Raw genomic sequence first — 24,070 nt, 5'->3', positions numbered from 1 at the left:
TGCGTTGTGGTGACCCGAAGGATCAGCGCACCACGGCGATCTGGTCGCGGTTGCCACCCTTGTAGGTGTAGAGCGTCAGCGCGCCGTTCTTGACGTCACCCTTCTCGTCGAACGAGATGGTGCCGGTCACGCCCTTGTAGCCCGAGGTCGCGGCCAGCGCCGGCAGGTACTTGGCCGGATCGGCCGAGCCGGCCTTGACCATGGCCGCCACCAGCACGTTGGTGGCGTCGTACACGTAGGGCGCGTAGACCTGCACGTCGGCGTTGAACTTCTTCTTGAAGTCGGTGCGGAACTTCTCCATGCCCGCCTTCTGCTCGCCCTCGACACCACCGGCCTCGGCGCACACCACCTGGCCGTCGGCCATCGCGCCGGCGGCCAGCTTGGGCAGCTCGCTCGAGCAGATGCCGTCGCCGCCCATGAACTTGGCGTTGATGCCCAGCTGCTTCATCTGGCGGATCATCGGGCCGGCCACGGCGTCCATGCCGCCGAAGAAGACCACGTCCGGCTTGACGGCCTTGATGTTTGTCAGGATGGCGGTGAAGTCGGTGGCCTTGTCGTTGGTGAACTCGCGCTTGGCAATCGCGCCGCCCTTGCCCTTGACGCCCTTTTCGAACTCATCGGCCACGCCTTGGCCGTAGGCGGTGCGGTCGTCGATCACGGCGATGACCTTGCCCTTGAGCTGGTCCACCGCGTAGCGACCCAGCGTGCCACCCAGGTGCACGTCATCGGCCACGACGCGGAAGGTGGTCTTGTAGCCCTGGCGGGTGAACTTGGGGTTGGTGGCCGACGGGCTGATCTGCGGGATGCCGGCGTCGGAGTAGACCTTGGAGGCGGGGATCGAGGTGCCCGAGTTCAGGTGGCCCACCACGCCGTTGACCTTGCTGTCGACCAGCTTCTGCGCGGCGGCGGTGCCTTGCTTGGGGTCACCCGCGTCGTCTTCAGCCAGCAGCTCGAACTTGGCCTTCTTGCCGCCGATCATCACGCCCTTGGCATTGAGCTCGTCGATCGCCATGCGCGCGCCGTTCTCGTTGTCCTTGCCCAGGTGGGCGATGGCGCCGCTGGTGGGGCCCACGTGGCCGATCTTGACCACCATGTCCTGGGCGAAGGCCACGCCCACCGAGACCATCAGCAGCGCACCAGCGCTCAGCTTCCATTGCGACTTCATCAGCTGTCTACTCCTGCATAGGAAGCCACCCACCCTGCGCCGGCTGGCTCGCTGCGGTGCAGGGCACGCCCCACACCGCAGCAAACCGCCGGACCGGGGTGCGCGGGCGGCTCACCCCAGGACAGGCAGCGGGAAACCCGCTCAGTCAAGCATCTTGTGGGCTCATTCGCCCAGATAGGCCTCGCGCACGCGCGGGTCGTGCAGCAGGGCCTTGGCCTCGCCACTCATCGTGACCAGGCCCGAATCCATCACATAGCCGCGGTCAGCCAGGCTCAGCGCGCGGCTGGCGTTCTGCTCCACCAGCAGCATGGTCACACCCTGCTGGTGGATGGTCTCGACCACCTCGAAGATCTTGTCCACCATGATGGGCGACAGGCCCATGCTGGGCTCGTCGAGCAGCAGCACCTTGGGGCGGGCCATCAGCGCGCGGCCCATGGCCAGCATCTGCTGCTCGCCGCCGCTCATCGTGCCGGCCAGCTGTTCGGCGCGCTCCTTCAGGCGGGGGAAGATGCCGAAGACCTTCTCGATGTCGGCATCGATCTCGTCGTCGTCGCGGTTGTACGCGCCCATCTGCAGGTTCTCGACGATGGTCATGCGGGTGAAGGTGCCGCGGCCCTCGGGGATCATCACCAGGCCCTGGCGCGCCAGGTCCCAGGCGCCCTGCCCCTTGATGGGCTTGCCGAGGTATTCGATGTCGCCCATCGCCACCGGCTGCAGACCGGTCACCGCCTTCAGCGTGGTGGTCTTGCCGGCGCCGTTGGCGCCGATCAGGCTGACCAGCTCGCCCTCATGCACTTCGAAGTCGATGCCCTTGACGGCCTGGATGCCGCCATAGGCGACCTTGAGACCGCGGACCTTGAGCAGAGTTGCTGCCATGTTCGTGTTGCTCCTGCTCAATGCTGACCGGCGCCGAGGTAGGCCTCGATCACCTTCTCGTTCTTCTGCACCTCGGCCGGCGTGCCTTCGGCGATCTGCTTGCCGTAGTCCAGCACGGTCACGCGGTCGCACAGGCCCATCACCAGCTTCACGTCGTGCTCGATCAGCAAGATGGTGCGGCCGTCCTTGCGGATGCGGTCGATCAGCTCGCGCAGCACCACCTTCTCGGTGGCGTTCATGCCGGCGGCGGGCTCGTCCAGCGCGATCAGCTTGGGGTCGGTGGCCAGCGCGCGGGCGATCTCCAGGCGGCGCTGGTCGCCGTAGCTGAGGGTGCGCGCCTTGTACTCGGCGTAGCGGCCAATGCCCACGTAGTCCAGCAGCTGCTGGGCGCGGTCACGGATGGCGGCTTCCTCGGCCTTGAAGCCGGGGGTGCGGAACACCGCGCCCAGCAGGCCCGAGCCGGTGCGCACATGGCGGCCCACCATCACGTTCTCGATGGCGGTCATCTCGGCGAACAGGCGGATGTTCTGGAAGGTGCGGGCAATGCCCTGCTTGGCCACCTCGTGAACCGCGGTGGGGCTGTAGGGCGTGCCACCCAGCTCGAAGCTGCCGCCATCGGGCGTGTACAGGCCGGTGATGACGTTGAAGAAGGTGGTCTTGCCGGCGCCGTTCGGACCGATCAGGCCATACACCTGGCCGGCGTTGATCTGCATGTTCACGTCGGACAGCGCCTGCAGACCGCCGAATCGCTTGGAGGCCCCCTGGACCTTGAGTACCGTCGTCATGGGTGGGTGCTCCTTACTTGGTGACCTGCGGCGCGGCCTTGCCGTGCTCGGGGCTGGGCCACAGACCGCGCGGGCGCATCAGCATGATGGTGATCATCGCCAGCGCCACCAGCAGCTGGCGCAGGATGGCGGCGTCCAGGCGGCCGTCGGTCATCTGCTGCAGCGGGCCGGCCACATAGCGCAGCACCTCGGGCAAGGCGGCCAGCAGCAGCGCGCCCAGGATCACGCCGGGGATGTGGCCCAGGCCACCCAGCACGATCATCGCGACGATCATCACCGACTCCATCAGCGTGAACGACTCGGGCGAGACGAAGCCCTGGAAGGACGCAAACATCGCGCCCGACACACCGCCAAAGGTGGCGCCCATGCCGAAGGCCAGCAGCTTCAGGTTGCGGGTGTTCAGGCCCATGGCCTTGGCGGCGATCTCGTCCTCGCGGATGGCCATCCAGGCGCGGCCGATGCGCGAATCCGCCAGGCGCAGGCAGATCAGCACCGAGCCCACCACCAGCGCCAGGAACAGCCAGTAGTACAGCGTCACCGACGGAAAGGTGTGGCCGAACAGCTCCAGCGGCTTGCCGAAGTCGACCGGACCGATCTTGATCGGGTCGATCTGGCTCAGGCCGCGCGGGCCGTTGGTGATGTTGATCGGGTGCTCCATGTTGTTCATGAAGACGCGGATGATCTCGCCGAAGCCCAGCGTCACGATCGCCAGGTAGTCGCCGCGCAGCTTCAGCGTGGGCGCGCCCAGGATCACGCCGGCCAGACCGGCCAGCAGCGCGGCCAGCGGAATGACCAGCCAGATCGGCGTGTGCAGGCCGTTGGGGAAGGTGTTGCGGAACCACTCGAAGTTCTCGGCCAGGTGCGGGCTGGCCATCAGCGCGTACAGGTAGGCACCCACCGCGTAGAAGGCCACGTAGCCCAGGTCGAGCAGGCCGGCATAGCCCACCACGATGTTCAGGCCCAGCGCCAGCAGCACATACAGCAGGGCCAGCGCCATGATGCGCACCCAGCCCTGGCCGAACGGGGCCACGAACATCGGCAGCGCGATCAGCAGCGCTCCCGCCACCAGGAACAGCACCAGCTTGGTCTGTTTGCTCATGTCATCGAACATGTTGTCTCCCTTGGTCAGGCGCGGTCAGCGACGCGTTCGCCCATCAGGCCGGACGGCCGCAGCGTCAGCACCAGGATCAGCACCAGGAAGGCGAAGATCTCCACGTAGTGGCTGCCGAACACGCCGCCGGTCAGGTCACCCAGGTAGCCGGCGCCCAGCGCCTCGATCAGACCCAGCAGCACGCCGCCCACCATGGCACCGGTGAGGTTGCCAATGCCGCCGAACACCGCGGCGGTGAAGGCCTTCAGGCCGGGCAGGAAGCCCATGGAGTGCTGCACCGTGCCGTAGTTCAGCGCCCACATGATGCCGGCCAGCGCGGCCAGCGTGGCACCGATCACGAAGGTGGCCGAGATCACGAAGTCGGGCTTCACGCCCATCAGGCTGGCCACCTTGGGGTTCTCGGCGGTGGCGCGCATCGCGCGGCCGAGCTTGGTCTTGTTGACCAGCCACAGCAGGCCGGCCAGCACCACCACCGTGGTCACCAGGATCAGGATCTGGGTGATGGTGATCACCGGACCGTCGGCCCAGAGGAAGAAGACCTCGGTGGGCAGCAGCGGCGGGAAGGGCTTGGGGTTCGGCTTCCAGATGATCATGGCCAGCGTCTGCAACAGCAGGCTCATGCCCATGGCGGTGATCAGCGGTGCCAGCCGCGGCGCATTGCGCAGCGGCCGGTAGGCGACCTTCTCGATCACGAAGTTCAGCGCCGACGCCACCAGCACCGCGCAGGGCAGCGAGATGAGCAGCAGCGCCCAGCCCGGCAGCCCCGAGTCGGCCAGCAGCGTGACCACGGTCCAGGACACCATGGCCCCGACCATCAGGATCTCGCCATGGGCGAAGTTGATCAGCGAGATGATCCCGTACACCATCGTGTAGCCCAGCGCGACCAGGGCATACATGCTGCCCAGCACCAGACCGTTGATGATTTGTTGAACGAAGATGTCCATCGGACCCCTTGATGCGCCACGGCGCCGGTTTGCGATGGCGTGATTGATTGCACGGGCCGTGCCAGTCAGGCCGCGCACCGGGATGGTTCAGGGAAAGCCCCGAGGGTTTGGAGGTGAAGCGGACCGCGATCGACCCCGCCAGCCCTGCGCCGGTGCGGCCATGCCCCCCCGGGGTGCGGGCCGAGGGCGGAAATCCGCACTCATCCCCAGGACCCCAGTGCGGAGGTCCGCACTCGAAGGGCAGGTCGCCGCAAGGCACACTAGCGGGCGATGCCCGGCCTCAGCGACCTGCCCCCTCCATCCGCCACGCGCTGGCTGCGCCCCCTGGTATGGGCCCTGCTGCTGGCTGCACCCATGGGCCTGGGCAGCCTGCTGGCCTTCAACCTGAACGAGCGGGCCGGCCTGGCGCAATTGGTGGCGGTCAGCAACGAGCGGCTGGAGCTGTACGCGGCGACGCTGGACGCCGAGCTGCGCCGCTGCGCCTTCGTGCCTGGCCTGGTGGCGGGTGACGGTGACGTGCGCGCGCTGCTGGCCGCACCGCAGGACGAGGACCTGCGCCGACGCGCGTCCAGCACGCTGGCGCGCATTGGCGTGCGCTCCGGCGCCAGCCTGGTGGTGGTGGCCGACGCCGCCGGCCGCCCGCTGGCCAGCAGCCAGGGCGCCAGCGCGCCGCTGCCGGCCACCGCGCTGCGGGCGCTGCAGGACGAGGCCAGCGACTACTTCGTGGCCAACCCGCAGGACGGCTCCACCGACTTCGTCTACCTGCTGCCGGTGTCGCCCGGCGGCGAGGCCCTGGGCCGGGTGCTGGTGGTGCTGAACCTGGCGCCACTGGAAGCCACCTGGATCGACCTGGGCCTGCGCTCGCAGAGCGAGCGACTGCTGGTGGTGGATGAACGCCAGGTGGCCGTGTTGTCCTCGGTGCCGGCCTGGAAGTACCGGCGCATGGACGACGCCGAGGTGGCCGACGCCGCGCGCTATCCCGGCGCGGCGCTGGAGTCGCTGCGCCTGCCGGTGCAGCGCCTGCTGGAGGCCGGGGCCACACTGGTGCGCGCCCCCGACCCCGCCAACCCGCGGCGCGAAACGCCCTTCGTGGCCCAGGAGCGGCCGATCGTGCCGCTGGCCGCCCGCCTGCTGGCGCTGTCCGACCCGTCGGAGGTGTGGCGCCAGGCGCGCCAGGCGGCCTGGGCCGGTGCCGCGGTGGGCGCCTTGCTGGGCGGCCTGGTGCTCTACCTGCTGCAGCGCCGCCGCGCCATGCGCCAGCTGCTGCAGGCGCGCAATGCACTGCAGTCGGCCCACGACCAGCTGGAGCAGCAGGTGGACGAGCGCACCGCCGAGCTGCTGAGCGCCAACGACGAGCTCAAGCGCCAGATCGCCCAGCGCGAGCTGGCCGAGGACGAGCTGATGCAGGCCGGCAAGATGGCGGTGCTGGGCCAGATGTCGGCCGGCATCTCGCACGAGATCAACCAGCCGCTGACCGCGCTGCGCGCGCTGTCGCGCAATGCGTTGCGGCTGCTGGAGGGCGGGCGCCAGCAGGCCGTGTCCGACAACCTGCGCAGCATCGATGAGATGGCCGAGCGCATGGGCCGCATCGTCAACCAGCTCAAGTCCTTCGCCCGCAAGGACAGTCTGCACGCCCAGCCAGTGCCGCTGGAGCGCGCCGCCCGCAATGTGCTGCTGATGCTGGAGCACCGCCTGCACCACGAGCCGGTGACGGTGGACCTGGACGTGCCCGACGGCCTGCAACTGCGCGCCGACGCCACCCGGCTGGAGCAGGTGCTGCTGAACCTGTGCGGCAACGCGCTGGACGCGCTGGCCGGCCGGCCCGAGGCCCGCATGACGGTACTCGGTCGGCCGCTGGGCGACCGTGTCCTGGTGCAGGTGATCGACAACGGCCCCGGCGTGGACGAGGCAGCGATGGCGCGCCTGTTCGAGCCCTTCCACACCACCAAGCCCGCGGGCGAAGGCCTGGGCCTGGGCCTGGTGATCTCGTCGAAAATCGTCGGTGAGATGGGCGGCTCGCTGCGTGCGCACCGGGGTGCAGCGGGCGGCATGGTGTTCGAGTTTGATCTGCCCGCGATGGAAGACAGTCATGTTTGAAGGCTTCAAGGTCCTCTTCGTCGAGGACGACCCGCCGGTGCGTGCCAGCCTGGTGCAGACGCTGGAGCTCTCGGGCCTGGAGGTGCAGGCCTTCGGCACCGCCGAGCAACTGCTGCCGCAGCTGGCCGCTGGCCTGCCGGCCATCGTCATCACCGACGTGCGCCTGCCCGGCATGGACGGCCTCACGCTGCTCGACCGCATCAAGGCGATCGACCCCGAGATGCCGGTGGTGGTGGTGACCGCGCACGGCGATGTGTCGATGGCGGTGCGGGCGATGCGCTCGGGCGCCTACGACTTCATCGAGAAGCCCTTCTCGCCCGAGCGCTTCGTGGAAACCGCCACCCGCGCGCTGGAGCGGCGCATGATGCGCGTGGCGCTCGATGAGCTGCGCGAGCAGCTGGCCGAGCGCAGCGGGATTGAGTCGGTGCTGCTGGGCCAGTCGGCGGCGATGCAGGAGGTCAAGCGCATGATCCTGCGCCTGGCCGCCACCTCGGCCGACGTGATGATCCACGGCGAGACCGGCACCGGCAAGGAGGTGGTGGCGCGCTGTCTGCACGACCACAGCCCGCGCCGCGACCGCCACTTCGTGGCGATCAACTGCGGCGGCCTGCCCGACACCCTGCTCGACAGCGAGCTCTTCGGCCACGAGGCCGGCGCCTTCACCTCGGCGGCCAAGCGACGCATCGGCCGCATCGAGCATGCCAACGGCGGCACGCTGCTGCTCGACGAGATTGAATCGATGCCGATGCCCATGCAGATCAAGCTGCTGCGCATCCTGCAGGAGCGCCGCCTGGCGCGCCTGGGCTCGAACGAGGAGCTGCCGGTCAACCTTCGCGTGGTGGCCGCCACCAAGTACGACCTGCTGACGCTGTCCGAGCAGGGGCGTTTTCGCGCCGACCTCTACTACCGGCTGAACGTGGCGGTGCTGCGCCTGCCGCCGCTGCGCGAGCGGCGCGAGGACATCCCGCTGCTGTTCACCCACTTCGTGCGGGCTGCCGCCGAGCGCTACGGCCTGCCGCCGCCCGAGCCCAGCGCCGAGCGCCTGCGCGAGCTGATGGCGCACGACTGGCCCGGCAATGTGCGCGAGGTGCGCAACGCGGCCGACCGTTTCGTGCTGGAGGGCGAGGCCTCACCCCTGCCCGGCGCCGACGAGCGCACGCCGGTGGTGCCGCTGGCGCAGCAGATGGAGCGTGTGGAAAAGGCGCTGATCGAGCAGGCGCTGCGGCGCTGCCAGGGCCGGATGCAGGACGTGATGCAGCAGCTGGGCACGCCCAAGAAGACGCTCTACGACAAGCTGCACCGCCACGGGATCGACCCCGAGCGCTTCCGCTGATCAGGAGGCCGCGCGTTGCAGCGCCTGGCGCGCGGCCTGCTCGGCCGCCAGCGCGGCGTCCAGCGGATGCCGGCACAGGCCCGCGTGCTCGTAGTGGCTGTTCTCGTACAGGTCACTCAGCACCGGGAAGGCGTGCAGCAAGCTGTCCAGCGCCGGGCCGGGCGTGGCCCCGTCCAGCAGGGTGCGCGCCTGCTGGGCCAGCGCGCGGTACTGCTGCGGCGCCATCGGCTGCCCGCCCGCCTCGAAGCGCTGCAGCAGCGCGGCGGTGACCACCAGCGGCTGCCATTCGATCGGCAGCCGCAGAACCTGGGAGGAAGAGGTGTCGGCCATGATGTTGCCGCAGGTGGCGGCAGCCCGGCCGGTTTTCAAGAGGCGGCGGAGGCCGGTGCGGAGGCCGCTGCAGCCGCCGGGGCCGAGGCCGCGCGGGCCGGCGCGGCCATGGGCGGCGGCTCGATCAATGGCGCCGGGGCGCTTTCCTCGGACGCATCCTCGAGGTAGCGCTGCATCAGGCCGAAGAAGCGGTCGTAGAAGGGGCCGGCAGGGATGGTCTCGCTGGCCACCTTGACCAGCGAATCGTCGGTGGCCGCCACCGGGATCGACAGGCTGCCCAGCGCGCCCACGCCCAGGCTGGCCGAGTTGGAGTTCTTCTTCAGCGCGTAGCGGTCCTGGATCGCGCTGACGAAGGCGGTGGCGATGCGCCCGCCACGGCCCTCGGGCAGGCAGACGATGTTGAAGGTGATCTGCATGTGCACCTCGCCATCGGGCTGGAAGCTCTTGCTGCCAGCCACGCTGTCGGGCCGCTGGCTGCCGATCAGGTAGCCCTGACTCAGCAGCGCGCGGCGCGCGGCCTCGCAGGTCACGGCCACCGGAGCATCGAACAGGCGCGAGTAGGTTTCCGTGGTCTCGAAGCCCTCGCGCTGGTAGACCGAGACCTTCTTGGCCTCGCGGGTCGCACAGCCGGCCAGGGCGGCCAGCGTCAGCACAGCGATCAGGGGAGTCAGGCGCATGCGGTGGGACACAGGTTTCATCATCACCGGGCTCAACGCCGCACAGGCGCGGCCGGCGGACCGGGCGTGCCATTATCCCTGCGTGAACGCTTCCGAACGCCTGCCCCACGCCAGCCGCCGCGCGGTCTGCGCACGCTGCCTGCGTCCGCAAGCCACGTGCCTGTGCGATCTGATCCGCCCCACGCCGCACCGCAGCGAGGTGCTGGTGCTGCAGCATCCGCAGGAGCAGCGCCAGGCGAAGAACAGCGTGGCGCTGCTGCGCCTGTCACTGACCGACTGCGAGGTGGTGGTGGGCGAGCGCTTTGACGCCGTGACGCTGGCCGCGCTGCTGCACCGTCCGGGCCGCGTGACGCGCCTGCTGTACCCGGATGTGCCGGCCGCGCCAGCGCCGCTGGAGGGGCCTCGGGTGACCGAGGCGCCCACCCGCCTGGTGGTGATCGACGCCACCTGGCGCAAGAGCCTGCGCCTGCTGCTGGAGCACCCAGCGCTGCAAGCGCTGCCTCGGCTGGCGCTGGCCGCGCCGCCGCCCACCCGCTACCGGGCGATCCGTGCGGCGCGGCGCGTCGACCAGATCTCGACGCTGGAGGCCACGGTGCAGGCGCTGGGGCAGCTCGACGGCGCAGCCTTCGACGGCGCGCCGCTGCTGCAGGCCTTTGGCGTCTTCGTCGAACGTGTGGCGGCGCGGCACCTGGGCGGGGCGCTGCCACGCAGTTAGCATCGGCCACCATGCACCCGACCCAGGCCGCCCTGCGCGACGCGCTGCTGACCGCGCGACGCCAGCAGCGCGCGCTGGAGCCTGCCAGCCATTGGACGCTGGCCCTGCCCGACGCCGAAGCCGCTTACGCGCTGCAGCAGGCCGTGGGCGTGGCGCTGGGCGAATGGTCCGCCGACGAGCTGCCGCGCTGCTGGAAAAGCGGCAGCGCCGCCTGCGATGTGCCGTTGACGCACGCGCCGCTGCTGCCCTCGGGCGTCCACGGCGATGGCGCCGACCTGCGCTCGCAGTCCTGGCTGCTGCAGCCGGTGCTGGTGGAAGCCGAGATCGCACTGCGCCTGGGCCGGTCGGTCGATCCCGCCACCGCCCAGGGCCTGCACCCCGACGAGGCACCGGCACTGGTCGATGCGCTGGCGGTGGCGATCGAGGTGGTCGACAGCCGCTGGCGCGAGCTGACCCACACGCCGCCGCTGCTGAAGCTGGCCGACTTTCAGGTGCATGGCGCACTGGTCCTGGGGCCCTGGCGGCCCTGGTGCGCGGTGGACTGGACGGCGCAGGCCGGCCGCCTGCGGGTGGGCGGCGATGCACCGATCGGGTTCCGTGGCAGTCACCCCTTGGGCGCGCCCACCTGGCTGCTGCCGGGCTGGCTGCGCCACCTCACACGGCATGGTGCCACCGTGCCTGCCGGCACCGTGGTCAGCACCGGCGCCTGGTGCGGCGGCGTGCCGGTGTCGCGCGGCCAGCGGGTGCAGGCGCAGTTCGATGGGCTGGGGGAGGTGGGACTGTGGCTGTGAACCGCTGCGTGTATGGGATGCTGGCCCTGCTGATGCTGGCCGCCGGCCCGGCCTGGGCCGCCGAGCCCCAGGAGCTGCGCCTGTTCAACCGCCCGGTGGTCGAGCTGCGCGCGCCGCAAGGCGGGCTGGATCCGGCCGAGCGCGTCACCCGGGCGCAGCGCCGATTCCAGACGCTGGACGAGGCGGCGCTGGCCGGCGAGGTCCAGGTCCGCCCGGTGCCGCAGGCCGATCCGCCAGCGGTGCTGCTGACTGTTGGCGAGCAGCCGGTGTTCACGCTGCAGACCAGCGATCTGGACCCCGAGGAACACGCCGGCCTGATGGCCGCCGCCGAGCGCGCGCGCCACCGGCTGATCGATGCCGTGCAGGCGCGCCGCGCCCAGGCCGAGCCGGCGCTGTGGTGGCGCGGTGGCGCGGTGGTGGCCGGCGTGCTGCTGCTGTGGGGCCTGGGCGGCTGGGGCCTGGCGCGGCTGTACGGCACCTGCCACGACCGCGGCAATGCCGCGCGCCTGCGCCGCGACGGCGGCCGCAGCGCCTACCTGCGTCTGATCGGCTGGCGCCTGGGCGCCGCCGCTTGCTGGCTGTTGGCCGCCGGGGGCCTGTGGGCCGGCACGCTGGCCGCGCTGGCCGCCTTCCCCTGGACCCAGCCCTGGAGTCAGCAGGTGGCTGGCTTCGTCCAGCAACTGGGCGGTTGGGCCGTGGCCGGCATGCTGGGCGCGATCCCCGGCCTGCTGACGGTGGCCCTGGTGATGGTGCTGGCCCGCGCGGTACACGAGGGCCTGGGCCTGCTGTTCCGTCAGGTGCAGGACGGCAAGCTGCGCCTGCCCTTGCTGCACGCCGAAACCGTGGGCGCCACGCGCCGCCTGACCGCGGTGATCGTCTGGGGCCTGGCGCTGGCCGCCGCCTATCCCTACCTGCCCGGCGCCGGCACCGATGCCTTCAAGGGCCTGAGCGTACTGCTGGGCGTGATGGTCACGCTGGGCTCCAGCGGGGTGGTGACGCAGCTGATGAGCGGTCTGGTGGTGGTGTACTCGCGCAGCCTGCGCAAGGGGGACTTCGTGGCGGTGGGCAGCACCGAGGGTGTGGTCAGCGAGGTGGGCGCGCTGGCTGTCAAGCTGGTGACCATGCGCAATGAAGAGGTGACGCTGCCGCACAGCCTGCTGACCAGCCAGCCGATCCGCAACTACTCCAAGCTGGCCGGCACCCAGGGCACGCTGCTGAGCACCACCGTGTCGGTGGGCTACGACACGCCCTGGCGCCAGGTGCATGCGCTGCTCACCGAGGCCGCGCACGCCACGCCCGGCGTGCGCACCGAGCCGGCGGCCTTCGTGCACCAGCGCGCGTTGAACGACTTCTACGTGGTCTACGAGCTGTTCGCGCACATCGACCAGCCGCTGGAGCGCGTGGCCATCCTGTCGGCGCTGCACGCGGCGATCCAGGACGCCTTCAACCGGCATGGCGTGCAGATCATGTCGCCGCACTTCCTGGCACAGCCGGAGCAGCCGGTGCTGGTGCCGCCGGCCCACTGGTGGCGCGCGCCGGCGCGGCCGCCGCAGCACGAGGACATCCCCAGGTGAGCACCGAGGCCCAGGCCGCCGCCCGCGTACTGCGGCGCTTTCGTGCGGTGTTCAATGCCGTGAAGCGCCACTTCCAGCAGGTGGAGCGCGAGGCCGGCATCGGCGGCGCCCAGCTGTGGGCGCTGAGCGTGGTGCAGGCGCAGCCAGGCCTGGGCGTGGGCGAGCTGGCGCGGGCCATGGACATCCACCAGACCACCGCCAGCAACCTGGTCAAGTCGCTCTCGGCCTTGTCGCTGCTGGAGGCCCGGCGCGCCGCCAGCGACAAGCGCGCCTTGCAACTGCACCTGCTGCCCGCCGGTCAGGCGGTGCTGGCGCGCGCACCGGGTCCGTTCAGCGGCGTGCTGCCCGATGCGCTGGCCGGTCTGGATGCCGACACCCTGGCCCGCCTCGACCACGACCTGGGCCTGCTGCTAACCCGCCTGGCGCCGGCCCGCAACGCGGGGGCGATCCCGCTGGCCGACCTGGTCAGCGCGGCAGGCGCGAGCGCTGCGCCTCGGCCAGACCGGCGTACAAAGGCCGGGTGACCAGGCGCGAGACGCCGCTGGCCACCAGCGCGCAGGCCATCAGGCTGAGCACCATCTGGTGGCCGTCGACCATCTCCATGACGATGATGAAGGACGTCAGCGACGCCTGCGTGGCCGCTCAGCACCGCCACATTGCTGCCCAGCGCCGCACCGATTGCCAGCGAGGGCGCGAAGATGCCCGCCGGCACGCCCGACCAGGCGGTCCACCAGGTGGCCACGAACTTCAGCAACACATGAACCAGCGGCAGCACCCGCGTGGAGGCCTAGCCGGTGCCCCAGAGCGGCGCGTCACCCACTCGAGGCCCGCGGCCAGCGCAGGTGTCACCAGCAAGGGTAGCCACCAGGCCTGGCCAGATGACACGGCCGCCCGCAGCACCACGCCGCGCGTCCACCAGCGGCGCCAGTCCAAGGCTTCACGCTGCAGGCGGGCCAGCGGCCGGGGTGGGGGCTTGAGTCTCATCGTCGCGCGCATTGTCGCCAACGCGCGCGCTGCAGCCTCACATGTGGCCGTCGGCCAGGTAGCGTTGGTGCCAGGCCAGGGCCTCGCCCAGCAGGTGCGGCGTGTGCAGACCCGGCGCGCCGCGACAGGCGCGGTCGAAGTAGTCGTGCAGCGCGGGGCGGTAGTCGGGGTGCGCGCAGCGCTCGATGATCAGCGCGGCGCGCTTCTTCGGGCTCAGGCCGCGCAGGTCGGCCAGGCCCTGCTCGGTGACGATGACCTGCACGTCGTGCTCGGTGTGGTCGACATGGCTGACCATGGGCACGATGCAGCTGATGCGCCCGCCCTTGGCGGTGCTGGGCGTCATGAACACGCTGAGGTAGGCGTTGCGGGCAAAGTCGCCCGAGCCCCCGATGCCGTTCATGATCGAGCTGCCCATCACATGGGTGGAGTTGACGTTGCCGTAGAGGTCGGCCTCGATCATGCCGTTCATCGCGATCAGGCCCAGGCGGCGGATCAGCTCGGGGTGGTTGCTGATCTCCTGCGGGCGCAGCAGGATGCGGCCGCGGTAGGACGCCAGGTCGGCGTTCAGCCGCGCCAGCGCCTCGCTGCTGAGCGAGAAAGCGGTGGCCGAGGCGCTTGTCAGCGTGCCGCTTTCCAGCATCTCCAGCATGCCGTCCTGCAGCACCTCGGTGAAGGCGGACAGGCCCTGGAACGGGCCCTTGTTCAGCCCCGCCAGCACCGCGTTGGCGATGTTGCCCACGCCGCTCTGGATCGGCAGCAGCGCGGGCGGCAGCCGGCCGGCCTTGACCTCGTGCTGCAGGAACTCGATCAGGTGCGCGGCGATGGCCAGCGAGGTGTCATCGGGGGCGCTGAAGGCGGTCTGGCGGTCGGGGTGGTTCGTCTCCACCACCGCCACCACCTTGGCCGGATCGATGCGGAAATAGGGCTCGCCGATGCGCTGGTCGGGGCGGGTCAGCGGGATGGGCTGGCGCTGCGGCGGCAGGGCGGTGCCGTAGTAGATGTCGTGCAGGCCATCAAGCGCCGGGTTCTGCCAGGCGTTGACCTCCAGGATGATCTTGTCGGCCTGGTCCAGCCAGGTCTTGTTGTTGCCCACGCTGGACGAGGGCACCAGCCGGCCGTCCTCCAGCACGCCCGAGACCTCGACCACCGCGGTATCGAGCTTCCCGAAGAAGCCGAACCAGGCGTACTGCGCCACATGCGACAGGTGCAGGTCGATGTAGTCCATGTCGCCATGGTTGATGCGGTCGCGGCAGGCCGGGTCGCTCTGGTAGGGCAGGCGCAGGTCCACGCCGTTGGCGCGGGCCAGCGCGCCGTCCAGCTCGGGCGCCGTGGACGCACCGGTCCACATGCCGATCTTGAAGGGCTGGCCGGCGGCGTGCGCCGCGTCCATGCGCCGGGCCAGCGCCAGCGGCACGGTCTTCGGATGGCCGGCGCCGGTGAAGCCGCTCATGCCGACGTGGTCGCCGTCGTGGATCAGGGCGGCGGCCTCGTCGGCCGACATGCGCTTGTCGCGCAGCGCGCGGTTCAGAACTCGGGAAGACATCGGTGAAAGTGAACGGTCGTTCGGAAAGCTGGCGATTGTCGCCGACAGATGAGGGTTTACCCTGAATTCCAGCGACCCAATCGCAGGAACAGGCCCTCAAACCCCGCTTGCACCATCTCTGTATTTCCAGTATTCTGGAATTATGGATGAACAAGACGTGCTGCGCGCTCTGGCCGCGCTGTCCCAGCAACACCGGCTGCGGGCCTTCCGTGCGCTGGTGGTGGCCGGCCCCGCGGGCCTGAACCCCGGCCTGCTGGCCGAGGCGCTGGGCATCCCGCCCAACACCCTGTCCTTCCACCTGAAGGAGCTGTCGCAGGCCGGCCTGGTGCAGGCCACCCGCGACGGCCGCAGCCTGGTCTACCGCGCCGCCTACGAGCGCATGGACGCGCTGCTGTCCTTCCTCACCGACCACTGTTGCGCCGGCGCTGCCGCCGCCTGCTGTGAACCCGCCCCCCTCGCCCAACCGGAGACCCCATGAAGCGCTTCCACGTCCACCTGCATGTGCAGGACCTGAACGCCAGCATCGCCTTCTACTCGCGCCTGTTCGCCGCCCAGCCGGCGCGCGTCGAGCCCGACTACGCCAAGTGGATGCTCGACGACCCACGCATCAACTTCGCCATCTCCACCCGCGGCCACGCGCCCGGCATCGACCACCTGGGCTTCCAGGCCGACAGCGCCGAGGAACTGGCCGAGCTGCGCGCCCGCGCCGAGGCCGCCGATGCGCCCTTGCTGGACGAAGGCGCCACCACCTGCTGCTATGCCCGCAGCGACAAGCACTGGGTGACCGACCCGCAGGGCATCGCCTGGGAGCACTACCACACGCTGGGCGACATCCCGGTCTTCAGCGAGGCGCGTGCGGCCAGCGCCGAGTCGGCCTGCTGTGCGCCGAAGTCCGAGGCCGCGCCGGTGACGCGCGGCAAGCCGATCGGCATCCCGTTGGCTGCCGCCGGCCCGAAGTCCTCCTGCTGCTGAGCGACTCAGCGCGCCGCCAGGGCCGCCAGCGCATCGGCGCCCACCGGCGCCTCGCACTGCCAGGGCAGCAGCGCCGTGCGGCGCGCCGCGCGCTGCAGCACCTGGGCAATGAACGGCGCCTCGCGCGCGGCGCGGTCGGCCAGCACCGCGTCGGCCGTGCCGCTGGCCAGCAGGCTTTGGTTGATGACCCAGGCAAAGGGCTCGATGCCGGCGCGCCGCAGCTCGTGCTGCAGGTGCTCGGCCTCGTGCACCGGCGTGGCCTCGGGCAGGGTGACGATCAGCACCCGCGTGTAGGCCGGATCGCGCAGCCGCGGCAGCAGTTGACGCACGGCCTCGGGCAACTCGCCCTGGTTGCGCAGCACCTCGCGGTGGTAGGCCTCGGCGGCGTCCATCAGCAAGATGGTGTGGCCGGTGGGCGCGGTGTCGAGCACCACGAAGCGGCCCTGGGCCTGCGCCACCGTGGCGGCAAAGGCGTGGAAGACCGCGATCTCCTCGGTGCAGGGCGAGCGCAGGTCCTCATCGAGCAAGGCGCGGGCCGCGGCGTCCAGGCCGGCGCCGGCGCGGTCCATCACTGCCGCGCGGTAGCGCGCCACCTCGGCCGCCGGGTCGATGCGCTGCACCTGCAGGCCCGGCACCGCAGCGCCCAGCGCGCCTTCCAGGTGCGCTGCGGGGTCGGTGGTGGACAGCAGCACCGGATGGCCGCGCCGCGCCAGCGCCACCGCCAGCGCCGCCGCCACCGTGGTCTTGCCCACGCCGCCCTTGCCCATGGTCATCACCAGGCCATGGCCGCCGGCCTCGATCTCGGCCAGCAGCGGGCCCAGGCCGCCGGGCATGTCCACAGGCTCAGCGGCCGTCACTGATTCGACCTGCGCCACCGGATGCAGAAAGGCCCGCAGCGCCGCCAGTCCCACCAGGCCGCGCGGGATGAAGCCGGTCTCGCTGCGCGGCAGCGCCGCCAGGCCGGCGGGCATCGCCGCCAGCGCCGCCTGCTGGCGCGCGGCCATGGCCTGCGCCACCGCGTCGGGGCCAGGCACCTGCAGCAGGCCGTTGAGCGCCAACGCCAGCGAGCGCACACCCAGGTCGGCCAGTTCATGGCGGGTGCGCTCGGCCTCGCGCAGCGCGGCGGTGTCGGGGCGGGCCACCAGCACCAGGGTGGTCAGCGTGGGGTTGGTCAGCGCCGCCAGCGCCTGGGCGTACAGCGCGCGCTGCGCCGCCAGGCCCGACAAGGGCCCCAGGCAGGACGTGCCGCTGCGGTTGTCCTGCAGGAAACCGCTCCAGGCCGAGGGCAGGCTCAGCAGGCGCAGGGTGTGGCCGGTGGGCGCGGTGTCGAAGACCACGTGATCGAAGCCGGCTGCCGCACCCTGGCCGGCCAGCAGCGCAGCAAAGGCGTCGAAGGCAGCAATCTCGACCGTGCAGCTGCCGGAGAACTGCTCCTCCATGCTGCGCAGCGCGGCCTCGGGCAGCACCCCGCGGTAGGGGCCGACCATGCGCTCGCGGTAGGCGGCCGCAGCCGCCTCGGGGTCGATGTTGAGCGCGCTCAGGCCCGGCACCGCTGTCACCGGCGTGGGGTCGCCGCTCAGCGGAGTCTCCAGCACCTCGTCGAGGTTGGAGGCCGGGTCGGTGCTGACCAGCAGCACGCGCCGGCCAGCCTCGGCCAGCCGCCAGGCGGTGGCGCAGGCCAGCGAGGTCTTGCCGACGCCGCCCTTGCCGGTGAAGAACAGGCAGCGGGTGTCGGCCTGCGGCAGCCGCGGCGCCACGCTCAGCACTGGCCGGGCGCGCAGCCGCAGGCGCCCAGCTTGATGTGCGGTTTGTCAGCGGTGCTGATGGGCAGGCCCAGCAGGCGCATCATCTGCAACTTGCCGGGGTAGACGCCGGTGGAGGCGATGCGGCCATCGACCACGACGATCGGCAGCCGCTCCACACCGGCCTGCAGCTCGCGCAGCACCTCGGGGTGGGCCGCAAAGGCCTGCGGCGCGTGGCTCAGGCTGTGGCGCTGCACCGTCACGCCGGCCTCGGCCAGCGCCTGCAGGTCGGCGCCGAACTGGGCCAGCACCGGGTCCACGTCCACGCCGCACACCCCGCTGGGGCAGCACATCGCGGGTTCGAAAACGTCCAGTGTGCTCATCGTGTCTCCTGTGGGTAGGCCTTGATCTTGCGCCAGGCCGCGCCGCCGGGCTTGATCCGGCGCAGGTTCAGCGCGCGGCGCCGGCGGCCTCGTACCAGCCCTTGCTGCGGTTGACCCAGCGCACCACCAGCAGCATCACCGGCACCTCGATCAGCACGCCCACCACCGTCGCAAGTGCGGCGCCCGATTCAAAGCCGAACAGGCTGATCGCCGCCGCCACCGCCAACTCGAAGAAGTTGCTGGCGCCGATCAAGCAGGACGGCGCTGCCACGCAGTGGGCCTCGCCCAGCCAGCGGTTCAGGCCGTAGGCCAGGCCGGCGTTGAACAGCACCTGGATCAGGATGGGCACCGCCAGCATCGCGATCACCAGCGGCTGCGCCAGGATGGCCCGGCCCTGGAAGGCGAACAGCAGCACCAGCGTGGCCAGCAGCGCACCGATCGACCACGGGCCGATGCGCGCCAGCGCGGCGTCAAACGCGGCCTGGCCGCGCGCCAGCAGCGCCCGGCGCAGCCCCTGCGCGATCAGCACCGGCACCACGATGTACAGCCCCACCGACACCAGCAGCGTGTCCCAGGGCACGGTGATGCTGGCCAGGCCCAGCAGCAGGCCCACCAGCGGCGCGAAGGCGAACACCATGATCAGGTCGTTGAGCGCCACCTGGCTGAGCGTGAACAGCGGATGGCCATTGGTCAGCCGGCTCCACACAAAGACCATCGCGGTACACGGCGCCGCGGCCAGCAGGATCAGGCCGGCGATATAGCTGTCGAGCTGATCGGCCGGCAGCCAGGGTGCGAAGACCTGGCGCACGAACAGGCCACCCAGCAGCGCCATCGAGAAGGGCTTGACCGCCCAGTTGACGAACAGCGTGACGCCGATGCCCTTCCAGTGCTGGCGCACCTGGTGCAGCGCGCCGAAATCGATGCGCAGCAGCATCGGGATGATCATCACCCAGATCAGCGCGCCCACCGGCAGGTTGACCTTCGCGACTTCCATCGCACCGATGGCCTGCACCGGACCGGGCATCACCTGGCCCAGTGCAATGCCGGCGACGATGCACAGGAAGACCCAGACGCTGAGGTAGCGCTCGAAGAAACTCATGCAACGCTCCCGCTCAGCTGCGCGCGATGCGCTCGAAGGCCGCCTGCAGCTCGGGCCGCGGCAGTGTGGCCAACGGCAAGTCCAGCAGTTGCAGCATCTTGTAGCCGATGGCCTGGCGCGTCAGTTCGAAGGCGCGGGGCTTGTCGGCCTCGGCGGCGTTGGACGGATCGGGGTAGCCCCAGTGCACCTTCAGCGGCTGCTGGCCGGGCCCGCCGAAGAACACCGGGCAGGTCTCGGCCGCGGCGCTGTCGCACACCGTGATGACGATCGACAGCGGCGGCGCCTCGGGGCCTGTGAACTCGTCCCAGCTCTTGCTGCGGTAGCCGGCGGTATCCACCCCCGCCGCCTGCAGCGCCTGCAGCGCATACGGGTTGATGCGGCCGCTGGGCGCGCTGCCGGCGCTGTGGGCGCGCACATCAGCGCCGCGCTGGGCGGCCAGGTGGTTGAGCATGCCTTCGGACAGCACGCTGCGGGCCGAGTTGTGGGTGCACAGGATCAGGACGTGGGTGGTCATCTCAGTGTTGTCCGATGGCTCGGATCTCGTGTTGCAGGGACAGGGGGGCCAGCGAAGCGATGGGCAGGGCCAGCAGCAATTCGATGCGTCGCTTGAGCACCAGCGCCACCTCCAGGAAGCGGCGCCGCTGGCGCTGGGCGTCGTCATCGGGCGCGGCGGGGTCCTCAACGCCCCAATGCGCCGTCATCGGCTGGCCCGGCCACAGCGGGCAGGTCTCACCGGCCGCGCGGTCGCAGACGGTGAAGGTGAAGTCCAGCACCGGGGCCTGGGGCCCGGCAAACTCGTCCCAGGACTTGGAACGCAGACCCTGCTGGGGCACGCCCAGCTCGGCCAGCGTGGCCAGCGCCAGCGGGTGCACCTGGCCGGTCGGGTGACTGCCCGCCGAATGGGCGACGAAGCGGCCACCGCCCAGGTGGGCCAGCAGCGCCTCGGCCATGATGGAGCGGGCGGAGTTGCCGGTGCAGATGAACAGCACCTGGTAGGGGGCATCGGACATGGCAGGACCTCAGCAGGAACAGGAGAGGGTTGCCGCCGTGCTGAGCTCGCAGGGCTGGCCGGCACAGCAGCTGGCGGTCAGGAAGGCGAGCAGCGCGTTCATGCGGGTGAAATCAGCGCGGTAGACCAGGTGTCGGCCATCGCGCGTGGCATCGACCAGGCCGGCGTGGGTCAGCGCCTTCAGGTGAAAGGACAAGGTGGCCGGCGGCAGGCCCAGTTGTTCGGCCAGCACGCCGGGTGTCAGCCCGTCGGGCCCGGCCACCACCAGCGCACGGAACACGGCCAGCCGGTGCGGCTGGCCCAGCGCAGCCAGGAGGTGCGCGGCGTCTTTGTTTTCCATCCTTCCATTATCGTGAAAATGTTTGACGGTTCGGTGACAGCCCCCGCACCGCCACAATCGCGGGCCATGCCCCACGCCCTGCCCGGACTCGACCTGCTGCGCGCCGTGGCCATCGTCTGGGTGATGCTGTTCCATTCGTGGATCGTCGGCGGACTGGGACCGGACTGGTCCTGGCTGTCGCGCCACGGCTGGATGGGGGTGGATCTGTTCTTCGTGCTCAGCGGCTACCTGATCGGCGGGCAGGTGCTGGCGGTCCTGCAGCGCGGTGAGCGGCTGTCGCTGGCGGGCTTCTACCGGCGCCGGGCCTGGCGCATCCTGCCGGCCTACCTGGCGACGCTGCTGCTCTACTTGAGCTGGCCCGGCTGGCGCGAGGCGCCGGGCCTGGAGCCGGCCTGGAAGTTCCTGAGCTTCACCGTCAACCTGACGATCGACTACAGCGTGAACCAGGCCTTCTCGCATGCCTGGTCCTTGTGCGTGGAGGAGCATTTCTACGCCCTGTTCCCGCTGATCGCGCTGGGCCTGTGGCGCTGGGGATCGGCGCGCAGCGCGTGGGCGCTGGGCCTGGGCCTGCTGCTGGGTGCCATGGTGCTGCGCGCGGCGCTGTTCCAGCACGGCACCGCCACCGACCCGGACCTGACGCGCAACTGGTTCCTGGAGGACCTGTACTACCCCAGCTGGTGCCGGCTCGACGGCCTGCTGTGCGGCGTGGCGCTGGCCGCGGTGCAGCAATGCCGGCCGGTCTGGTGGCAGCGCGCACGGCGCTGGGCCGATCTGGCGGCGCTGGGGGGCGCGGCCGGCCTGGGCGTGGCGTTCTGGGTGCTGCAGGAGCGCGTCAGCCTGCTGGGTGTCAGCCTGGGCTGGCCGCTGCTGTCGGTGGCGCTGGCCGCACTGGTGTTTGCCGGCGCCGGGCGCGACAGCCTGATCGGTCGCTGGTGCGTTCCCGGTGCGGGCGCCTTGGCCGCGGTCTCCTACAGCCTGTACCTGGTGCACAAGCCGGCCTATCACCTGGTGCAGTGGCACTGGGGTACCGCGCTGCAGGGCCGCGGGCTGCTGGCCTTCAGTGTCTATGGCGCGGCGGCACTGGTGGCCGGCGCGGCGATGTACGCGCTGGTCGAGCGGCCCGCGCTGCGCTGGCGCGACCGGCCCGCTTGAGCCGATACTCGGCCTTCCATCTGGTGGAGCCCCCCATGCCCGACAACGCCAAGCTCAAAGGCCCAGCGTCCTACTTCCCCTCGATCGAGAAGACCTATGGACAGCCCGTCGAGCATTGGCTGGGCGTGCTGCGTGCAGCCGGCCCGATGAAGCACATGGAACTGGTGGCGCTGCTCAAGAGCCAACACGGCCTGGGCCACGGCCACGCCAATGCACTGGTGGCGCACTTCATGGCGGGGCGCTGAGATGACCCGCCCGTCACGCTGGATCGCCATGCTGCTGTGCGCTGCCACATCGGCCGCGGGAGCCTTCGATTACAGCGGCACCAAAACCCTGCTGGCGATCACCGGCGATGGCCAGCGCACCCCGATCGGCACCATCACCTTCACGCCCGCGTCAGGCGACACGCGCCAGTTCAGCATCCGCTGGCGCCACGAAGCCTTCACCGACCATTTCCTGTCGATGCGCGAGTTCAAGTGCCTGCCCGGCGGCCCCGAGATCAGCTGCCAGGTGCCCTACCCCTACGCGCAGCCCGGCACGGTGGCGCCGGGGCAGCTGGCCTGGCTGGAGCACAGCCTGCTGTTCCTGCACAAGAGCCCGGCCGAGTTTGGCGCCAAGCTGTGGAACGGCCTGTACTTCGCGTTGCGCGAGCAGGGCAACACGCTGGTGGGCACACCGCAGGCCGTGGACCTCAACGCCATCGGCGCGCCACCGACGCGGCTGGACGTGCCGCCCTTCGGCCCGGCGCAGCGCCACGAGGTGCCAGCGGGCGCGCGCTGGCTGCGGCAGTTGGTCATCGAGTGATCAGCCGGCCTCCACTGGCAGGGCCACCACCGCCTTCACTTCCTTCAGCACGATGGCCGAGCGCACATGCGCCACACCCGGCAGCTTGAACAGGGTGTCGTGCAGGAAGCGCTCGTACGAGGCCACATCGGCCACCAGCACGGTCATGATGTAGTCGCTCTGGCCGGTGGTGGCCAGGCAGCGCACGATGGCCGGGCATGCGGCCACTTCCTGCTCGAAGCGCTGCACCACGGCTTCGGCGTGTTCGCCCAGGTTGACCTCCACCACCACCGCCAGGCCCAGACCCACCTTCTCGCGGTCGACCAGCGCGGTGTAGCCGCGGATCACGCCGGCGGCTTCCATCTCCTTGACCCGTTTCCAGCAGGGCGTGGACGACAGGCCGACACGCTCGGCCAGCTGCTGCACGGTCTGGCGCGAGTCACGCTGCAGTTCGGCCAGGATGCGCAGGCTGTAGCGGTCGAGGGAGGGGGCGTTGCGGGCCACGGCGGTCTCACGATGACGATGCCCCAGTGTAGGCCCGCGCCTCACGCACGGAACTGCTGCAGCGCAAGGTCGACCATGGCCTCGGCGCAGCCGGCCTGGCGGGCGCGCTCGCGCAGGCGCTGGGCGTCGCCCTGGCCGGCCAGCACGCGTTCGATGTGGTCCAGTGCGGCCATCGCGCCCAGGTCATGGGCCTCGGTGCGCAGCCGAGCCAGGGTGTCAGCGATGTCGCTGCGCAAGGGCCGCTGGACCGCATCGCGCGGGTCGACGATCACGCCGTCCAGCCCGAAGCGGCAGGCCTGGAAGCGGTTGTAGCCGTAGACCAGGTAGTCGCTCTCGCGCGGCGGGTTTTCGCGCCGCTCCAGCAGGTGCAGGCACAGGCACTGCAGATAGGCCGCCAGCGCGGCGGCGTGCTCCACGCTCAGCGGCGTGTCGCACACCCTCAGCTCGATCGTGCCGTACTCGGGCTTGGGCCGGATGTCCCAGTAGAAGTCCTTCATGCTCGAGACAATGCCGGTGCGCTCCATCGCCGCGAAGTAGCCGTCCACAAATCCCTGCCACGACAGCTCGAAGGGCGCGCGCCCACTGAGCGGGAACGCATTCACGGCGTTCAGCCGCGACGAGTGGAACAGCGTGTCGTGCCGCTGCACGAAGGGCGACGAGGCCGACAGCGCAATGAAGTGCGGCACGTAGCGCGACAGCGCATGCAGCAGGTACAGCGCGTCGTCGCCGCTGGCGCAGCCCACGTGCACATGCTGGCCGAAGACCGTGAACTGCTTGGCCAGGTAGCCATACAGCGCCGACACCTCCAGAAAGCGCGGCTTGTCGAAGATGCGCCGCTCGCTCCACTGCTGGAACGGGTGCGTGCCGCCGCCGCAAACGCCCACATTGATGCGGTCGCCCACCGCCACCAGCCGGTCGCGGATGCGCTGCAGCTCGAGCAGCAGGCTGCCGTGCTCGTGGTGGATGCTGGTGGAGACCTCGATCATGCTTTGCGTGATCTCGGGCACCACCTGGCCCGGCGGCGGGTCCTCGCGCAGCAGCGTCAGCATGTCCGGGCTGGCGCTGACCAGGTCATGGTCGCTCAGGCTGACCAGTTGCAGCTCCAGCTCCACGCCCAGGCTCAGGGCGCGCGAGGTGGCAAAGCTTGGCAGGGGCATGGCA

The 24,070-nt window shown here is 70.6% G+C and carries 27 protein-coding genes and 1 pseudogene; 11 read left to right on the top strand and 17 right to left on the bottom strand.

The genetic code is table 11. The features are described 5' to 3' along the window. Positions 1-22: 22 nt before the first annotated feature. From KAK06_RS03120 to KAK06_RS03100, 5 genes are all read right to left on the bottom strand, one after another. Positions 23-1,126, bottom strand: a complete 1,104-nt coding sequence (locus KAK06_RS03120) for a branched-chain amino acid ABC transporter substrate-binding protein (protein WP_247652634.1) — start codon at positions 1,124-1,126, stop codon at positions 23-25. Positions 1,127-1,327: 201 nt separating this feature from the next. Then, on the bottom strand, positions 1,328-2,041 hold the full coding sequence (locus KAK06_RS03115; protein ID WP_210800341.1) for an ABC transporter ATP-binding protein: 714 nt from the start codon (positions 2,039-2,041) through the stop codon (positions 1,328-1,330). A 17-nt stretch (positions 2,042-2,058) separates the two neighbouring features. Continuing rightward, on the bottom strand, positions 2,059-2,826 hold the full coding sequence (locus KAK06_RS03110; RefSeq protein WP_210800340.1) for an ABC transporter ATP-binding protein: 768 nt from the start codon (positions 2,824-2,826) through the stop codon (positions 2,059-2,061). A gap of 13 nt (positions 2,827-2,839) precedes the next feature. Beyond that, the gene (locus tag KAK06_RS03105; protein ID WP_375140874.1) at positions 2,840-3,862 is read right to left on the bottom strand and encodes a branched-chain amino acid ABC transporter permease; all 1,023 of its coding nucleotides are present in this window, start codon (positions 3,860-3,862) and stop codon (positions 2,840-2,842) included. Positions 3,863-3,951: 89 nt separating this feature from the next. Continuing rightward, the gene (locus KAK06_RS03100; protein WP_210800338.1) at positions 3,952-4,881 is read right to left on the bottom strand and encodes a branched-chain amino acid ABC transporter permease; all 930 of its coding nucleotides are present in this window, start codon (positions 4,879-4,881) and stop codon (positions 3,952-3,954) included. A gap of 270 nt (positions 4,882-5,151) precedes the next feature. Here KAK06_RS03100 and KAK06_RS03095 point away from each other — a divergent pair, with 270 nt between their 5' ends. Both KAK06_RS03095 and KAK06_RS03090 read left to right on the top strand, forming a co-directional pair. Then, a complete protein-coding gene (locus KAK06_RS03095) occupies positions 5,152-6,978 on the top strand; it encodes a sensor histidine kinase (protein ID WP_210800337.1) in 1,827 nt (608 codons plus the stop codon). Further along, positions 6,971-8,311, top strand: coding sequence for a sigma-54-dependent transcriptional regulator (locus KAK06_RS03090; RefSeq protein WP_210800336.1), 1,341 nt, complete (start codon positions 6,971-6,973; stop codon positions 8,309-8,311). The genes KAK06_RS03095 and KAK06_RS03090 overlap by 8 nt, the downstream gene beginning before the upstream one ends. Here the strand turns inward: KAK06_RS03090 and KAK06_RS03085 are convergent, their stop codons facing one another. Together KAK06_RS03085 and KAK06_RS03080 are read right to left on the bottom strand one after the other, a co-directional pair. Beyond that, a complete protein-coding gene (locus tag KAK06_RS03085; RefSeq protein WP_247652613.1) occupies positions 8,312-8,641 on the bottom strand; it encodes a hypothetical protein in 330 nt (109 codons plus the stop codon). Positions 8,642-8,676: 35 nt separating this feature from the next. After that, positions 8,677-9,318, bottom strand: coding sequence for a DUF2242 domain-containing protein (locus KAK06_RS03080; RefSeq protein ID WP_247652612.1), 642 nt, complete (start codon positions 9,316-9,318; stop codon positions 8,677-8,679). 82 nt (positions 9,319-9,400) lie between these two features. On the opposite strand from KAK06_RS03080, the gene KAK06_RS03075 reads away from it, so the two are divergent. Genes KAK06_RS03075 through KAK06_RS03060 form a run of 4 tightly spaced genes read left to right on the top strand, consistent with a single transcriptional unit; the run spans position 9,401 to position 12,922 of the window. Next, complete coding sequence (locus KAK06_RS03075; protein ID WP_310741022.1) at positions 9,401-10,033, top strand: tRNA-uridine aminocarboxypropyltransferase; 633 nt, start codon at positions 9,401-9,403, stop codon at positions 10,031-10,033. Between the two features lie 11 nt (positions 10,034-10,044). After that, the gene (locus KAK06_RS03070) at positions 10,045-10,824 is read left to right on the top strand and encodes a 2-keto-4-pentenoate hydratase (RefSeq protein WP_210800333.1); all 780 of its coding nucleotides are present in this window, start codon (positions 10,045-10,047) and stop codon (positions 10,822-10,824) included. 17 nt (positions 10,825-10,841) lie between these two features. Next, positions 10,842-12,398, top strand: coding sequence for a mechanosensitive ion channel family protein (locus tag KAK06_RS03065; RefSeq protein WP_210800332.1), 1,557 nt, complete (start codon positions 10,842-10,844; stop codon positions 12,396-12,398). Continuing rightward, positions 12,395-12,922, top strand: coding sequence for a MarR family winged helix-turn-helix transcriptional regulator (locus KAK06_RS03060; protein ID WP_310741021.1), 528 nt, complete (start codon positions 12,395-12,397; stop codon positions 12,920-12,922). Before KAK06_RS03065 ends, KAK06_RS03060 begins: the two co-directional genes overlap by 4 nt. Here KAK06_RS03060 and KAK06_RS03055 read toward each other — a convergent pair. Both KAK06_RS03055 and scpC read right to left on the bottom strand, forming a co-directional pair. After that, positions 12,864-13,170, bottom strand: a pseudogene (locus tag KAK06_RS03055) (chloride channel protein); the annotation flags it as partial. The gene KAK06_RS03060 and the pseudogene KAK06_RS03055 sit on opposite strands and share 59 nt — an antisense overlap. Before the next feature lie 249 nt (positions 13,171-13,419). Then, a complete protein-coding gene (scpC, locus tag KAK06_RS03050) occupies positions 13,420-14,925 on the bottom strand; it encodes a succinyl-CoA:acetate CoA-transferase ScpC (RefSeq protein WP_210800330.1) in 1,506 nt (501 codons plus the stop codon). Positions 14,926-15,067: 142 nt separating this feature from the next. On the opposite strand from scpC, the gene KAK06_RS03045 reads away from it, so the two are divergent. Both KAK06_RS03045 and KAK06_RS03040 read left to right on the top strand, forming a co-directional pair. Then, positions 15,068-15,403: an ArsR/SmtB family transcription factor gene (locus KAK06_RS03045; RefSeq protein WP_210800329.1), complete on the top strand. Its 336-nt coding sequence runs from the start codon at positions 15,068-15,070 to the stop codon at positions 15,401-15,403. Continuing rightward, on the top strand, positions 15,400-15,897 hold the full coding sequence (locus KAK06_RS03040) for an ArsI/CadI family heavy metal resistance metalloenzyme (RefSeq protein WP_210800328.1): 498 nt from the start codon (positions 15,400-15,402) through the stop codon (positions 15,895-15,897). The genes KAK06_RS03045 and KAK06_RS03040 overlap by 4 nt, the downstream gene beginning before the upstream one ends. A gap of 5 nt (positions 15,898-15,902) precedes the next feature. Here the strand turns inward: KAK06_RS03040 and arsA are convergent, their stop codons facing one another. The 6 genes from arsA to KAK06_RS03010 form a co-directional block, all read right to left on the bottom strand. Continuing rightward, positions 15,903-17,654 carry an arsenical pump-driving ATPase gene (gene arsA / locus KAK06_RS03035; protein WP_310741020.1) on the bottom strand — a complete coding sequence of 584 codons (1,752 nt, stop codon included), beginning with the start codon at positions 17,652-17,654 and terminating at the stop codon, positions 15,903-15,905. Positions 17,655-17,656: 2 nt separating this feature from the next. Further along, on the bottom strand, positions 17,657-18,022 hold the full coding sequence (gene arsD, locus KAK06_RS03030; RefSeq protein WP_210800327.1) for an arsenite efflux transporter metallochaperone ArsD: 366 nt from the start codon (positions 18,020-18,022) through the stop codon (positions 17,657-17,659). Positions 18,023-18,089: 67 nt separating this feature from the next. Further along, positions 18,090-19,121, bottom strand: coding sequence for an ACR3 family arsenite efflux transporter (gene arsB / locus KAK06_RS03025; RefSeq protein ID WP_210800326.1), 1,032 nt, complete (start codon positions 19,119-19,121; stop codon positions 18,090-18,092). A 13-nt stretch (positions 19,122-19,134) separates the two neighbouring features. Further along, positions 19,135-19,635 (bottom strand): arsenate reductase ArsC, encoded by a 501-nt coding sequence (locus KAK06_RS03020; RefSeq protein ID WP_210800325.1) that lies wholly within the window; start codon positions 19,633-19,635, stop codon positions 19,135-19,137. Position 19,636: 1 nt separating this feature from the next. After that, positions 19,637-20,131, bottom strand: coding sequence for an arsenate reductase ArsC (locus KAK06_RS03015; protein ID WP_210800324.1), 495 nt, complete (start codon positions 20,129-20,131; stop codon positions 19,637-19,639). 9 nt (positions 20,132-20,140) lie between these two features. After that, positions 20,141-20,470 (bottom strand): ArsR/SmtB family transcription factor, encoded by a 330-nt coding sequence (locus KAK06_RS03010; protein ID WP_210800323.1) that lies wholly within the window; start codon positions 20,468-20,470, stop codon positions 20,141-20,143. A 66-nt stretch (positions 20,471-20,536) separates the two neighbouring features. Between KAK06_RS03010 and KAK06_RS03005 the strand changes: the two genes are divergently transcribed. Genes KAK06_RS03005 through KAK06_RS02995 form a run of 3 tightly spaced genes read left to right on the top strand, consistent with a single transcriptional unit; the run spans position 20,537 to position 22,426 of the window. Further along, on the top strand, positions 20,537-21,622 hold the full coding sequence (locus tag KAK06_RS03005; RefSeq protein ID WP_210800322.1) for an acyltransferase family protein: 1,086 nt from the start codon (positions 20,537-20,539) through the stop codon (positions 21,620-21,622). Between the two features lie 35 nt (positions 21,623-21,657). Beyond that, positions 21,658-21,867, top strand: coding sequence for a DUF4287 domain-containing protein (locus tag KAK06_RS03000; RefSeq protein WP_210800321.1), 210 nt, complete (start codon positions 21,658-21,660; stop codon positions 21,865-21,867). Position 21,868: 1 nt separating this feature from the next. Beyond that, the gene (locus KAK06_RS02995) at positions 21,869-22,426 is read left to right on the top strand and encodes a hypothetical protein (RefSeq protein ID WP_210800320.1); all 558 of its coding nucleotides are present in this window, start codon (positions 21,869-21,871) and stop codon (positions 22,424-22,426) included. Here KAK06_RS02995 and KAK06_RS02990 read toward each other — a convergent pair whose 3' ends face one another. Both KAK06_RS02990 and KAK06_RS02985 read right to left on the bottom strand, forming a co-directional pair. After that, on the bottom strand, positions 22,427-22,909 hold the full coding sequence (locus KAK06_RS02990; RefSeq protein WP_210800319.1) for an Lrp/AsnC family transcriptional regulator: 483 nt from the start codon (positions 22,907-22,909) through the stop codon (positions 22,427-22,429). Between the two features lie 41 nt (positions 22,910-22,950). After that, positions 22,951-24,066, bottom strand: coding sequence for a YbdK family carboxylate-amine ligase (locus tag KAK06_RS02985; RefSeq protein ID WP_210800318.1), 1,116 nt, complete (start codon positions 24,064-24,066; stop codon positions 22,951-22,953). Positions 24,067-24,070: the final 4 nt, after the last annotated feature.

It is taken from the genome of Ideonella aquatica (assembly GCF_018069755.1).
Taxonomy (GTDB): domain Bacteria; phylum Pseudomonadota; class Gammaproteobacteria; order Burkholderiales; family Burkholderiaceae_C; genus Ideonella; species Ideonella aquatica.
This window is presented reverse-complemented; position numbering and strand designations above follow the sequence as displayed.